The organism is Algoriphagus alkaliphilus (assembly GCF_900103735.1).
Lineage (GTDB): Bacteria > Bacteroidota > Bacteroidia > Cytophagales > Cyclobacteriaceae > Algoriphagus > Algoriphagus alkaliphilus.
This window is the reverse complement of record NZ_FMXE01000054.1, coordinates 1-14,144: the sequence shown is the minus strand read 5'-3', so window position 1 is coordinate 14,144 and position 14,144 is coordinate 1. Positions and strand designations below refer to the sequence as shown.

The window sequence follows — 14,144 nt, the reverse complement described above, 5'->3', positions numbered from 1 at the left end:
CAATGGCCTTTTTTCTTTTTTTACCTAGGGTTCCGCTGCGCTCTACCCTAGGCTACCAACGAGGCGTACCTACGGCACGCTTCAGCTTGAATCTTATCTTTATTCTGGGTCTTCTGTAATTCTAATCTGAATAAAAAATTCCCAAATTATTCTCCCGTAAGCTCCCTCTCCTCAAGGAGAGGGCGGGGGGTGAGGTAGAGAACATCCTTTTTCCATTGCGCTGGCATAACCTCATTTTTCCCAACTAACTTCCTGCGCCACCGCTGGGGACCTTAATCTCACCTTTTTACCCCAGCTTTAAAAAGCTGGGCTATTAAAGAACGTGCCTTCAGCACTAGATTGGAACTGGCCCCACCTTCCCACTTCCAATTCTTACCAATTCTCACCAACTCCTCCCAACCTTACAACCTTACAACTTTACAACTCCACCTCAATCTTCCAATCTTCCAATTTTTCAATTTTTCAATTTTTCAATCTTCCAATTCCTACCAACTCCTCCCAACCTTACAACCTTACAACCTTACAACTTTACAACTCCCCCTCAATCTTCCAATTCCTTCCCAACCTCCAAACTTCCCTCCTTCCAAACAATTAAACCGAACGATTACTATATTTAAGCCCTAACTAACCAACATCATCCCTTGCTCGGAGCTGCACTCTTAGTCTTATTCCTCTTCTTCCTCAGTCAACCTATCCTTGGCAATTTGCAGAAGGAGCACAAGTGGATCAAAGCCGGTCTGCTCAATCAGATGTTCTGGTACCACATGTTTTTTGGACTGGTATATTGGACTTATTCCCAGTTTAATAGATCGGATTCGATCATGTATCACGCCAGTTATAAGCATTATACCAATTGGTTTGACGCCTTTGTTCCTGGGACTTTATTCATTGAGTGGATAAATTATCCCTTTGCCAAATGGCTGGGATTCAATTACGATATGATGATGTTTTTTTCAGCTTGGGTTGGGTTCTGGGGATTTGTTTATTTCTACCTGTTTATGAAGGAAAACCTGCGTTTCAACCCGAAATTCGAGGGTTGGGATGCGATTACCATTTTTATGTTTTTGCCCAATATGCACTTTTGGACGGCTTCGCTTGGGAAAGGCGCATACATTTTCGCCGGATTGGCATTCCTTACCTATGGACTTTCTTGGCCTCAGAAAAGGATTTTTCATATCGCATTGGGAAGTTTTATATGCTATATGATCCGTCCTCATATTCTGTTTGCTGTATTGATTGGAATGGGAGTGGGTTTTGTCTTGGGTCGAGAGAAAGTACCGCTATATCAAAAATATGCAGTTGTAATTTTTGCAATTGGAATGAGTGTCTACGTGTATGAAGATTTGCTTGTCTTTTTAGGCTATGATCCAAATAACGTGGTGGCAAGTTTTGAGGAAGAATCTGCATTAAACAGAGGAAGACTTCAAACTTCCGGTTCAGGTGTGGATATGGGTTCCTATAGTATGCCCATGAAGCTCTTTACATTTTGGTTTAGACCCTTGTTTATTGATTCACCCAATGTTATCGGATTGGTGGTTTCCATGGAAAATGCGCTTTACATCTACATGTTCAGCAGAATTGTAAACAAGGATTTCCTGAAATATATCCGGATAGCCCCTGCCATGGTCAAGATGTCCGCAGTGGTATTTATTTCTATTTCACTTTCAATGACTTTTGTGATGTCCAATCTCGGCATCATCATCCGGCAGAAGAGCCAGATCATGTACTTTATGCTCTTTGTGATCGTGGCATTTATGGATTGGCAGAAAACTACTCGCATCAAAAAGCGAGGTGAAATCTTCAACCGCATCGTCGAAGAAGAACGCCGCCGCCTCGCCGAAGCTGGTGTCTAAACCTTTGAGGTTTTTCCCAAGAGACCTTCCTGTTAATTTTTTCACCAAATTTGATTTTATAGAACCTCGAAGGTTTCAAAGGAATATCTCCCGTCATTGCCTGACCTCTGGGGGTCGCGCGAGCGGTAAGTCAAATGTAAATGGTTGAGATGAAGGTTAAATGCTCTGAAGCAATCCAAGTAGCAATGATCTGTTTCTCCGGGGACCCGAATCCTTTAGAACTCCGACCAGAGTGTTGTGATCTTATTGAGGAACAGGGCACCGTGACGGCATACTTCATCGCATTTCCTCAGACATTAAAGACAAATTCCCTAGTTATAATCAAAAGTGTAATCCCCCGACTGTTTTTTGTTATCTATAAATGAAAATTCTACTCCTTTACGTTAATTTTAATACTTTGAAGTATTAAAGTAGCTCACTCGATTGATTGAACACATTGTTACCCATGACTAAAATTCGAATCAAAAATTTTGGACCGGTCAAATCAGGCTTTTCTGAGCAAAACGGTTGGATGGAAATACCTAAGTTTTGTGTATTCATTGGAAACCAGGGATCTGGCAAAAGCACTGTAGCAAAACTTTATTCTACTTTTTCCTGGATCGAAAAAGCTTTGGTAAGAGGTGATTTTAATGAACAATGGTTAGCCAGAAGAAACAAACTCAAAAATCAGTTTTTGCCCTATCATCGTATTGCAGATTATTTGGTTGAGGAAGGAAAATCTTCTGATCAAACTGAGATTGACTATGAAGGTGATGCATTCTCAATCTCTTATAGGGGGGGTATTTTGACTGCGTCTGCTAATAATGAGGGTTCATACAAGTTGCCTCAATTGATGTATGTACCCGCCGAACGCAATTTTATAGCCTACGTTAAAAGTCCCAAAGAACTCAAGCTTTCTTCAGATTCGCTCAAAGAATTTTTGACTGAATATGAAAATGCCAAACAGGATTTGAAAGGGGCAATCAGACTGCCAATCAATGAGGTAGACTTAGAGTTTGACCGTTTGAACGACGTGATGAATATCAAATCCTCCTCCTTTAAAATCACGCTCACTGATTCTTCCTCAGGATTTCAATCCATTGTCCCCATGTATTTGGTCAGTAGATATCTTTCTAATAGGGTCAAAGAAAGTCTGAGAGGTGAGGAAAGTGAACCAATGAGTGCAAAAGAACTCAGCAGATTCAGAAAATCCATTTCGGAAATATTCAGGAGTAGTTCGCTTAATGACGATCAAAAAAGAACAGCTATTCAAGTTCTTTCTGAAAAATTCAATAAATCAGCCTTTATCAATATCGTCGAAGAACCAGAGCAAAATCTTTTTCCGAGCTCTCAATGGGAAATGATTAAAAGCTTGGTAAGTTTTACGAATTCCTTACCAAGTAACAAAGTCTTGTTAACTACCCACAGCCCGTATATTTTGAATTGGCTGAGTATTGCGTCTTTGGCTTATTTGACTTCAAAAAAAGTCGGCAATAATGATGAATTAAGGGGGAAACTTAATGAAATCTTAGGTCCGAGTGAAAGAATTGAACCAAAAAGTCTCGCATTTTATGAGTTTAACGATAGAGACGGGAGTATCAGAAAATTGTATTCAGAAGATGGAATAGTGACTGGAAGTAATTTTTTAAATGATTACCTGCGAGAGACAAATAGATTATTGGATAGTATTTTAGAAATAGAAGAATTGGCAGTATGATTAATTTTTTTGATCCTTCTTGTCAAGAGGCTCCTCGGCCTGAAAGTGAGTTTGGAATTTGCGATGGAAATCCTTTTGCCTTTACCACAACCACCAATCCTGATGGATGGATAGCAAAAGTGGAAAATAAATCTGGCCTTCCAGTAGTACTGACAGCAATTGATGGATGCGTGATAAAAGGAAATCAACTGGTAGGCCAAAGAAGATGTGATTGTTTGCTTACCACTGCGCACCATCTTTATTTTGTGGAATTAAAGGAAGAGTTGAAAAGCTGGAAATCTGGAGCAATCGAACAACTTATTAGTACCATTGAGATTTTTTTAAAAAGTCATGCAGTAGTAAATTTCAAACACAAAAAGGCCTTTGCCTGTAACAGGAAGTCACCCCGGTTTCAGGAGATTGATCATGAATTGAATTACAAGGTATTTAGAAAATATGGGTTCCGAATTGATGCACAGGCAAATGTGGTGTTGATTTAAGACTAGAATTTCCCTCTGCTTTCGATCTCCATCTCCATGACCTTTGTGATGTCGAATGTGGGCATCATCATCCGACAGAAGAGCCAGATCATGTACTTTATGCTCTTTGTGATCGTGGCATTTATGGATTGGCAGAAAACTACTCGCATCAAAAAGCGAGGTGAAATCTTCAACCGCATCGTCGAAGAAGAACGCCGCCGCCTCGCCGAAGCTGGTGTCTAAACCTTTGAGGTTTTTCCCAAGAGACCTTCCTGTTAATTTTTTCACCAAATTTGATTTTATAGAACCTCGAAGGTTTTCATAGTTTAGGATCCGATTGGTGCAAGTTTTCAAACTTGTGCCTACGATAATGCAGTCTTCAGATTGTTTTTTTTAAACAGATTTAAAGATCATTCCGCCGCAACTCTCCCTTTGGAAAACAATTTTTATTGGGACGAGTCAGGCTTATCAAAGGGGGTAGGGGGGATTATTTTTCTCCGACTATTCATCAATTCCTCCTCGGCATCAGCCACCCACTCCTCTCGATATTCCTGCGCCGAGGGCAATGGCCTTTTTTCCTTTTTTACCTAGGGTTCCGCCGGTTGGTGAGCGGAGCCGAGCCACCCCCTAGGTTAGTACATTGTCAGGCCTTCAGCCTTTTGCCGCCATAAGTTCCCGTCCGCCGTGGAGGATCTTCACTCACGGCTTCCTTTAGCAATTTTTCAATCCCAGCCCGATGATATAGCTTCTCTTAGGTTTAATGTTTACCATTTTTATCTTCGCCTGCTCTTCCATGCCTCCCAGCCTCCGAATTTCCCAACTTCCCAACTCCTAATCCTTTTTCAAAATCGTATAGCGCATTAAACAATTATTACTTATTATTGTGTATCATACTATACATTTATGGAATATCTCTTTGAACTATATAGAAGACTCTGGAATCGGACTTCCTTGGATTTTCAGCGAAGCTTGATTTCCGAAATTAAATGGGAAAACCGTCTAATCGGTATTACAGGGGCTAGAGGTGTTGGAAAAACGACCATGATCCTACAATATTTAAAGAGTCAGTTTGCTGTTTCGGATAATGCTGCGCTCTATGCCTCACTGGATCATATTTGGTTCTCATCGCACACGCTCTTGGAATTAGCTGATCAGTTTTCCAAATCAGGAGGGAAAGTTTTGGTTTTAGATGAAGTTCACAAATACGCAGGTTGGTCCCGGGAGCTGAAAAATATCTATGACTTTTATCCAGAACTGCAGGTAATATTCACTGGATCCTCCTTGCTGGAAATTCTCAATTCCGGAGCGGATTTAAGTAGAAGGGCTCTGATGTATTCTCTCAAAGGAATGTCATTTAGAGAATATGTCAATTTTGAAACCGGCAATACACTTCCTGAATTTTCTCTTAATGAGGTCTTGAATCAGCATGAAGAGATAGCAATTGAACTGGTTAATAAATTCAGACCCTACCAATTCTTTGGAAATTATTTGAAACATGGTTATTACCCCTTTTCAAGAGAATTTGGAGATCTCTATGATCAGCAATTAAGGGCCATTGTCAATTTGATTTTGGAGGTGGAATTACCCCAGCTGAGAAAATTTGATATTGGATATGTACCTAAGATCAAGCAACTACTTTCGATTATTGCTGATTCTGTGCCCTTCATTCCAAATGTCACCAAGATCAGTCAGAAAATCGGGATCAACCGGACTACCTTACTTACCTACTTTCACTACCTCGATGAAAGTAAATTGACTTCTAACCTTTACCAGTCAAATGAAGGTATTTCTTTACTTCAAAAGCCCGAAAAACTTTACCTGGAAAACACCAATTTGGCATTTGCACTCGGCAGAAATGTGGATATCGGGAATCTCAGAGAAACCTTTTTCTTAAATCAGGTTTCCTCCAAGCACTCAGTTACTTTACCCGAAAAAGGAGATTTTCTGATTGACAGAAAATGGAATATCGAAGTAGGCGGAATAGGTAAGGATCTACCTAAGAAAGAGCAGGGGTTTCATTTTGTCGCCGCTGATGGTATTGAAACTGGACTTGGATCAAAGATTCCCTTGTGGTTATTTGGTTTTTTGTATTAGCAAAAGAAAAAACTTCGCCGCCATGAGTGCCCGTCCGCCGTGGAGGATCTCCACTCAGGGCTGAATCCACGCTCGATATCCTACTTCTCTCCCGATATTTCTATCGGGACTGGACTTGAATTCATTGCGACTTACCGCCTTTGCGAGAAATCCTAACACCGCTCATCTACCATCCTTCAAACTTCCTACTCCTCCTCGGCATCAACCTCCTTTTCCCCATAATACAACTGCGCCGAGGTATTCGGCCTTTTTTCTTTTTTTACCTAGGGTGCCGCTACGCTTTACCCTAGGCTACCGACCTGGCGTACCTACGGCACGCTTTGATTCCAACGATAATTCACCAACCTTATTCTTGACCAAAAGGACCGATTGGCGCAAGTTTTCAAACTTGTGCCTACAATAATGCAGTCTTCAGACTTGCCTGCCGCCAGGTAGGTTTAGCTACAGATAGGTAGGCTGCCTTGGTACTAAAATCTTTTCCCGACCAATTTTTAACTCCTCCTCGGCATCAGCCACCCACTCCTCTCGATATTCCTGCGCCGAGGGCAATGGCCTTTTTTCCTTTTTTTACCTAGGGTTCCGCTACGCTTTACCCTTGGCTACCGACCTGGCGTACCTACGGCACGCTTTGATTCCAACGATAATTCACCAACCTTATTCTTGACCAAAAGGACCGATTGGCGCAAGTTTTCAAACTTGTGCCTACAATAATGCAGTCTTCAGACTTGCCTGCCGCCAGGTAGGTTTAGCTACCGCAAGGTAGACCGCTTTTAATCCAAATAACCCTCCCTTTGCGCTGGCATCAATATCCTTTTCCAAACCAATAACCAGCTCCCTTCAATCGGAAAATTAACTACCCCACCCTAACCCTCCCCTCTAGGAGAGGGTACTACTTCATCGTAGAAAGAGAATTTCAAATCCCTTCAAGCTCGCCAGATCTTTCTCCAAATCGGACATCTAAATTTGACTTGACCAATGTGCAAGCTCCCTCTCAATGTGAGCCAGTCCCGACAGCTGTACGGGGGTAGCGTGGGTTGAGGTAGAAGAAACCCTGTCCCGATATTTTTATCCCGAGGTTGTAAATCCTGCGGGTTTACCTATCAGGAGCGCAAGGTATCAGGAACGAGGGGTAAGGTAGGAGAGTTTCATGTGGCCTTTAAAAATCAAATCATAATCACATAAAAACTCAGATGAGAAGGAATCAGATCATTTCGTTGGTGTCACCAAAGTGATCGAGATTGGAAAACGAGCGCAGCGAGAAGGTAATTATCCAAAAAACCTCCATTTTCCCTCACGTTTCTCACTTTCACCCCCCAAAATACCCAGTACTGGGTATTTTTTTTTGCCTTTTTTTCAATTCCTTTCAATCACGTAATCTAAAGCAAAACAGTTAGTTCAGGATGTTATTCAAACAAGCCTCACAGATTTGACAACATTTTTTTATGAAAGAATCACAACATACCATGATTGAGCATTCTGAAGTCAAAGTCAGACTTTTGAATCTCTACATCAAGAAGTATTTGAATATTCTTAGCCGGGCACAGGCCTTCGAGAAAGTCCAACTTTTTGACCTATTCTGCGGTGAAGGAATTTATGAAAATGGGGGAGAGGGAAGTCCGATCATTTTTATGAAGGCGATCAAAGAAGTTTATTACAGGAATCAACATGAAAGCCAAAAGACAATCAAAGTGGATTGTGTTTTCAATGATAAAGAGCCAAGTAAAACTGAAAAGGTAAAATCCATCATAGAACAAAAAAAACTTCATTACCCCTTTCTCGGGGACCTCAGATTTAAAAACATCGATTATGTTACAGCTTTACCTTTGGTGGTCAGGCAAATTTCAATTGTGAAGAATTCTAAATCCTTTGTCTTTATTGATCCATATGGTTACTCCGAAGTACGGGCTTCCCAAATCCAATCAATTTTAGAAACAAAAAAAGCAGAGGTGCTGCTTTTTCTTCCGACCCAGCATATGTTTCGGTTTGAAAAGAAAGGTAGGCCTACTGCTCTTCATTCCTTTATCGAAGACATAGTACCTCAAAAACAATGGCCAAATTCCCATACTGGGATTGATTTCATAGAAAACTTAAAATCAGCTTTCAGGGAATATTTGGGAAATGAATTCTATGTGGACTCTTTTATTATCACAAGAGAAAAAAATCAGTTTTTCTGTCTTTTCTTTTTTACCAGCCACATCTATGGTTTTGAAAAAATGCTAGATGCAAAATGGGAGATTGACTCGGAGGAAGGACGGGGTTGGACCTATAAAAATCCTGACCTGCCGACACTCTTTAATCAGTCGGGATCTAACAGGGTGAACAGATTAGAAAAATTCTTCTTATCATTTTTAAAAGAAAGCAGGACGAATGCAGAGATTTATGCGGCAACGCTTCACCAGGGATTTAGACCTACTCATGCTGTCGAAGTATTGAAAGGCTTATCAGGCCAAGAAAAAATAAGTGTGACATCAAATGACGGTCAAAAAATCAGAAAAGGCTCTTATTACATCAATTATAACGATTATTGTGATAGGCCGAATCGTATTTCCATCAACCTAATCTGATCCAAAATGGCACAAACATCAATTGAATGGACCGAACTCACCTGGAATCCAGTCACAGGCTGCACCAAAATATCGCCGGGTTGTAAATTCTGCTATGCCGAAGTCATGACCAAAAGACTTCAAGCCATGGGAGTGGTAAAGTACAAGGCAGGGTTCAAGAAAGTCAGAATTCACGAAGATGCCCTAGCCATTCCCTATACTTGGAAAAAATCAAAAGTGGTCTTTGTCAACTCCATGTCCGACCTGTTCCACAAGGATGTGCCGCTGGAATTTATCCAAAAGGTCTTTCAGGTGATGAAAGACAATGGCCAACATGTCTTCCAAGTCCTGACCAAAAGAGCGGATCGTCTTGCCGAAATCAGTCACCTTTTACCTTGGTCTCATAATATCTGGATGGGCGTATCTGTCGAAGACGATAAAGTTCTGGATAGGATCGATTTTCTTCGCCAAACAGGTGCCAGAGTAAAATTTCTTTCCTGCGAACCACTGATCGGTCCCTTACCAAATATGAACTTGGACGGAATCGACTGGGTCATTGTTGGAGGGGAGAGTGGGCACAAAGCCAGACCCATGGATCCAGATTGGGTCTTGGATATTCAGGAGCAATGCACAGCTGCCAAAGTGGCTTTCTTCTTCAAACAGTGGGGAGGTAAAAACAAAAAGAAGGCTGGGAGAGAGCTAAATGGGCAGACCTATGATGAGATGCCTGAGGTGGAACTTCAGAGATTTATTTAACTGGTTGGGAGAGGCCTAAATTCTCAAAATTCAAATTTTTAAAAGTGTATGGAGAAAATAAATGCTAGAAATAAAATAGAGAACGTGTTCAGACAGGAATTTGCCTCAATTGAAACCAAGTTCCATCTTATTGATCTTCCAGTCGTTTCATTGTTGGTTTCAAAAGATGAATTCATTTGCAATCCCGGAGTCTATGTTTTTTATAGAGGAGAAGAGGTTATCAAAGTTGGACGAAATTTCACCAATTGCAGGAAGCGGGCTTGGCAACATATTCGAGATAATACAAAAGTGGAACAACTTGAAATGAAGAACCTCCAGTCTGATCCATTGGCCCAAGTTTTACTGATTAATTTAAAGGACATCAAGGATTTTCACTGGTCTGCTGTGGTGGAGGTTTTTCTGGAGGTTAATTTAAAACCTTTGATTCGGTCTAAAAGATTGGGATAAAATCCTCTAAAAAAAAACCAACTACTGGAGGGCTGAGCTTGACTGCCATAAGGTAGTCGTTCTGAAGTAGGTCAGAGGGATGCTGTCGCCCTTAGCCATTTACCAAAGAAATGGCCAGAATTGATTATCTTTTTAAACATTACGAGGAGAATTTTACTCCCCTTTTAGGCAAAGGAAAAAAGAACCGACATGAACCGATCAATTCAGAACCTCGGAATCATTGCAGTAAACTCGATTCTGAGTTTGGGTGTATGGCAAAAAAGCTTAGCTCAATACAATCTGTCAAATACACCGATTTGGACTAAAATAAACTATGTGGCTAAGGAGACGACAAAAGATGGAACATCGATGTACGTCGAGCTAGAGATAAAAAACCGAAGCAATAAATCCATTATTCTCACCTCAGTTCAACAAGGTAACCTAAAAGGGCCAGAGGAGATTTTTATTGTCAAGAATTCCAAAGGAGAAAACGTCCAAACCCGCTTTGAGATGCGGGAATATTTTGATCCGAATGGGAGAGAGCTCAAAAGTGGGGAAATACTTTATCGGTACCACAAAAGCCCAATTTATCCGATCATGATGGACCAGAACCTTCATTTCAATTTCGGTATTTCTACCATAGGCCATGGCTCCTTTGTCACCGAATCGGTATGGGCTGTGCCTAGAAAAATGGAAGAAAGGCCCTTTAGGCCTAAGCAGTAAATTGTTTAACCAGGTATAGGAGTTACGATCAGGTGCCGATTTTCCATTCCTATCATTCCAACTCAAAAATCCTCTCTTCCCCCTCAATTTTTTTTTCCCCATGAATTCCCAGTACGGTCAGCCTCAAATAGAGCACAATTTCTGGTCATGCACTGCGCAAACTCCGTTCAATGGGACCCCAATGTTCACTTTGACCACTGCTTTATCGCCTTCTCCTCAAGGAAAAGGAGGGATGAGGATGCAAAAATACCCAGTACTGGGTATTTTTTATTCCAACTAATTCTCTTTTTTTGGGATACCAACTGACTACCACCGAATTGCAACCTGTTTATCCACTCGATGATCCCAGCATTCCGGTTTCTATTGATTTACATTCTTCTCTTTACTTCCGCTACCGTCTATGCGCAGTCGGAGAGTAAGGTATTTGTCACCAAGAAGGGAGCCAAATACCACCGCTCTACCTGTCGCTATGCGCAGGCAGGCTGGTAAACGACACTTAATGAAGTCCAGGATTTGGGCCTTGCCAAATGCCTTGTCTGCAAGCCGGGAGGACATGCAAGAAAAAACATAAACCCAGCTAATATCCATACCCAAAATTGAGTTTACACTAGTTTCAAAAAAGAAAATGTATGAATATAGAATTTAGTTCGTTGCACCAAATTAATCATTCGACAAACAAATGGAGTAAAATTGAAATTTCAAGCTCTGGGGATTTAATTTCACAATATGTTCAAAGATTGTTATTTGAAATCTCGAATAGTGGGAGTGGAAGGAAGTTTGTTTTTGAAAGTGAGTTTACCGAAGTGATAGTAGCTCTTAAGAATATCCTTTTGAATTCTAAAAGATTGGAATCTGCTGAAATTATATTAAAAAGACTAATGAAGGTAGAGTCAGATTCACAGAATGATTATAAGCATTTGGATATGGAAATTCCAGCAGGAAGTATATTTCAGGCTCTTCTAAGAGATGAAAACGGAATGAAGCGAATCATTCTAAGTAAAGCTGATCACAATGAGTTTATAGATGATCAAGAGTTTGATTTAAGAACTGGCTTACCTTGGAAGAAAAGAACCATAAATAATTTAAATGTTTCTTCTCCGGAGTAGTCCACTACCTATAAGGGTTTAGTTTCAGGAAAACTAGAACTGTTGTCCTTGAAAGCTGATGTGAACAAATACCTAATCTTTTATCTGGATTTTTCTACTTTATATTTTGAATTTGTGAATTGGGAACCAAATATCTTTCAAATGATCAAAATCTCCATCCATTGTGATCAATTCGGCATCCAAGGCATAAGTAGTGGCGGCTATCCATAAATCATTTTTGCCCATATTCCGAGAGGATCCTTGTAGCATTTTCCCGGAATCATCTGTCCCTTTACTTTGGCTATAAGCATCTAGCCTCACGTAAGCCTCTAGCAGTTCCTTTTGATTTGCAGTGATATCGATACAAATCAATGAATCCATTAAGTTCTTTAATGAAGTAATTTTTTGATTCTGCCATTTCCATTTGATTGCTAACGATTCTGCTTCTACTAAAGAAACGACAGAAAGATAAAGTTCAGGATTTTCTATACCATCAATGAGGGCTTTGACATCAGTGGCTAATGCTTTTCCTCTGACAACTTGAATTAGAATGTTCGTATCCAATACAAGCCGTGTCATCAATCGAGCGCTTTCATCATTTGTTCAAATTCTTCGTCACTTTCATTTCCGGGCCACTTGCCAAAGATATCATCCAAGGGGTTCTTTTTTTTGCCTTGACTGAGCTGTATTGCAATTTGCTGATTTGTGGTCAACTGATCTGGTCTTCTGGACAGGAAATGTCCAGCTTTACCTGGCTCTCCAAAGGACTCTAATTGTATATAGGAAAGATTGCCGCCTGGCTTATAATGGGCCATACCTGTAATGGATATATCTCTGCCAAAGAATTCCTTTAGTTGAGAAAGAAGATCTTTAGCTACAATGACAATAACCTTTTTTGAATCAGAAGTAGTTAAAATTACCTGTTCTTTTGAATACTTCATTTCATCAATTACCCCTGCAACTACCTGCTTTTTAGGCAAAGGAATAGATTTGTATAAAGATTTTACCTTTTCAATTTCCTTTTTTGAAAATTCAATTTCTGGAATTGTTTTTCGATTACTAAGTAAGATCTTTTCTAAGTCTGAGTTAAAAAAATTTTTGAACTGTAGGAGTTCGTCCAAAAGCGGCTCGTCAATCATATTTTTATCCGCATCATCAGAAAGGGCAGCGGTGAAGCTTTTTATCACTAAAGCCATGGGAGTAAGGTCCTTAAGCGCTTCCTTTTCCGTGAAGAGATTTAACTGAATGGGAATATTTTTGAAGCTTTCAGCATCCAGAGTCAAAATGGTATCTCCATCTCCTTCCTGAGTTTGCGTTAAAAAAATATCAAGATACCTGTGGAGATTTCTTGGCATTTTGACTTTACTATACCCAAATAGCTGAAGTAAAAGTGTCTTCTGCGCGATTCCCTTAATGTGCTTTGCCAAAAATCCCATACGGTCAAGCTCTATTCTGCCTTTCCCTTCGGAATTATTGATAAGTTTGACATCGTAATTCATTGTATTGAAGACTTATTTGGTTTTACTAGTTGGATTTTAATTAGCTCACTTCCCTTCCAAGATCTTCCTGATCGCCTCGTTCATCTGCATCATCGTCTCCATCATCTTCATCATGACTTCGGTTTGCTTGTCATTAATATTAGTATGATTGTTACTAGAATTAATTGATACAGGCGAGTTGGTTAAATGCTCAATTACATGACCCGGTTGGGCAGAGATTAAATGCATAGGATCAACATTTAAAAATTCAGCAACCTTTTGAATAAGATCTATAGTGATTTTACTTTCCACTCGCTCGTACTTGGTGTAGGTGGCTTCTTTTATCCCAAGGAATTCAGCAACCTCCAAAGCTTTTCGGTCTCGTAGTTTCCTGAATACCTGGAGATTTCTTCCTATGGTTTTGTTCTCTAAAATGGTGAATTCTGATTCTTCTGCTTCTCTCATTGTAATGGTGTTTGTTCAAAAATACGGCATTAGAGCCGAATGAATAAGGGTTTTTGTAAATAGTAGTGCTATACTACTTTACATCGAGTTTATACTACCGAATTTATTCTTTTTTTAGGAAACATCTATATAAAATTGTCTAAGATTCATTTTCAAATGGAAAATTCTGTGACAATTACCGCCTCCTTTCTTTTAGCTTCTCTCTTAATGAAGGAGGGCAAGGTCACATATATCCAAATCGGAGGTGGATTTGCTACAAAAAACTGGACAATATTTTTAAGCTTGTTTTTGATTTGATTTTATGTCGCCTGCCGCGGGGCTACTCAACTAATCAAGTGGATTTAGAAAAAAAATCCACCTGATTAGTTCGAGTTCAATTTTCTTTAAGCTGCCTTTGTTTTTGTTTTTTCTCCGAACTGCTCTGGAGTAAGGTAATTCAGGTAGGAATGTTTTCTTTTTTTGTTGTACCAGATTTCGATGAACTCAAAGATCTCGATCTGTGTCTGTCCGATGTTGAGAAGTGGGAGCTGGTATATCAGCTCTGATTTAATGATCTTAAAGAAGTTT

At 40.1% G+C, this 14,144-nt stretch carries 15 protein-coding genes; 11 read left to right on the top strand and 4 right to left on the bottom strand.

All coding sequences use genetic code 11. The features are described from left to right. Positions 1–704 precede the first annotated feature (704 nt). The 11 genes from BLQ81_RS21325 (at position 705) to BLQ81_RS21265 (ending at position 11,655) form a co-directional block, all read left to right on the top strand. On the top strand, positions 705–1,853 hold the full coding sequence (locus tag BLQ81_RS21325) for a hypothetical protein (protein ID WP_245693336.1): 1,149 nt from the start codon (positions 705–707) through the stop codon (positions 1,851–1,853). Between the two features lie 445 nt (positions 1,854–2,298). After that, positions 2,299–3,549 carry an AAA family ATPase gene (locus BLQ81_RS21320; protein ID WP_092735015.1) on the top strand — a complete coding sequence of 417 codons (1,251 nt, stop codon included), beginning with the start codon at positions 2,299–2,301 and terminating at the stop codon, positions 3,547–3,549. Continuing rightward, positions 3,546–4,028, top strand: coding sequence for a hypothetical protein (locus BLQ81_RS21315; protein WP_092735012.1), 483 nt, complete (start codon positions 3,546–3,548; stop codon positions 4,026–4,028). Before BLQ81_RS21320 ends, BLQ81_RS21315 begins: the two co-directional genes overlap by 4 nt. 36 nt (positions 4,029–4,064) lie before the next feature. Further along, positions 4,065–4,250, top strand: coding sequence for a hypothetical protein (locus BLQ81_RS21310; protein WP_092735009.1), 186 nt, complete (start codon positions 4,065–4,067; stop codon positions 4,248–4,250). A 660-nt stretch (positions 4,251–4,910) separates the two neighbouring features. Beyond that, the gene (locus BLQ81_RS21300) at positions 4,911–6,101 is read left to right on the top strand and encodes an ATP-binding protein (protein ID WP_092735003.1); all 1,191 of its coding nucleotides are present in this window, start codon (positions 4,911–4,913) and stop codon (positions 6,099–6,101) included. Between the two features lie 1,442 nt (positions 6,102–7,543). Continuing rightward, the gene (tcmP, locus tag BLQ81_RS21295; RefSeq protein ID WP_092735000.1) at positions 7,544–8,665 is read left to right on the top strand and encodes a three-Cys-motif partner protein TcmP; all 1,122 of its coding nucleotides are present in this window, start codon (positions 7,544–7,546) and stop codon (positions 8,663–8,665) included. A gap of 6 nt (positions 8,666–8,671) precedes the next feature. Beyond that, entirely contained in the window at positions 8,672–9,400 is a 729-nt protein-coding gene (locus tag BLQ81_RS21290; protein WP_092734997.1) for a DUF5131 family protein, read from the top strand. A 48-nt stretch (positions 9,401–9,448) separates the two neighbouring features. After that, positions 9,449–9,847 (top strand): hypothetical protein, encoded by a 399-nt coding sequence (locus BLQ81_RS21285; protein WP_092734994.1) that lies wholly within the window; start codon positions 9,449–9,451, stop codon positions 9,845–9,847. A 189-nt stretch (positions 9,848–10,036) separates the two neighbouring features. Continuing rightward, positions 10,037–10,549 (top strand): hypothetical protein, encoded by a 513-nt coding sequence (locus tag BLQ81_RS21280; protein ID WP_092734991.1) that lies wholly within the window; start codon positions 10,037–10,039, stop codon positions 10,547–10,549. A gap of 339 nt (positions 10,550–10,888) precedes the next feature. After that, the gene (locus BLQ81_RS22435; protein ID WP_175454316.1) at positions 10,889–11,038 is read left to right on the top strand and encodes a hypothetical protein; all 150 of its coding nucleotides are present in this window, start codon (positions 10,889–10,891) and stop codon (positions 11,036–11,038) included. 140 nt (positions 11,039–11,178) lie between these two features. Continuing rightward, positions 11,179–11,655 carry a hypothetical protein gene (locus BLQ81_RS21265; protein WP_092734981.1) on the top strand — a complete coding sequence of 159 codons (477 nt, stop codon included), beginning with the start codon at positions 11,179–11,181 and terminating at the stop codon, positions 11,653–11,655. Positions 11,656–11,754: 99 nt separating this feature from the next. Here the strand turns inward: BLQ81_RS21265 and BLQ81_RS21260 are convergent, their stop codons facing one another. The 4 genes from BLQ81_RS21260 to BLQ81_RS21245 form a co-directional block, all read right to left on the bottom strand. Continuing rightward, a complete protein-coding gene (locus BLQ81_RS21260; protein WP_092734978.1) occupies positions 11,755–12,213 on the bottom strand; it encodes a type II toxin-antitoxin system VapC family toxin in 459 nt (152 codons plus the stop codon). Beyond that, positions 12,213–12,830 carry a hypothetical protein gene (locus tag BLQ81_RS21255; protein WP_139183704.1) on the bottom strand — a complete coding sequence of 206 codons (618 nt, stop codon included), beginning with the start codon at positions 12,828–12,830 and terminating at the stop codon, positions 12,213–12,215. Before BLQ81_RS21255 ends, BLQ81_RS21260 begins: the two co-directional genes overlap by 1 nt. Before the next feature lie 348 nt (positions 12,831–13,178). Beyond that, complete coding sequence (locus BLQ81_RS21250; RefSeq protein ID WP_092734973.1) at positions 13,179–13,577, bottom strand: helix-turn-helix domain-containing protein; 399 nt, start codon at positions 13,575–13,577, stop codon at positions 13,179–13,181. Between the two features lie 383 nt (positions 13,578–13,960). Beyond that, a partial coding sequence (locus tag BLQ81_RS21245; RefSeq protein ID WP_139183703.1) for an IS3 family transposase occupies positions 13,961–14,144 on the bottom strand: 184 nt, incomplete at its 5' end.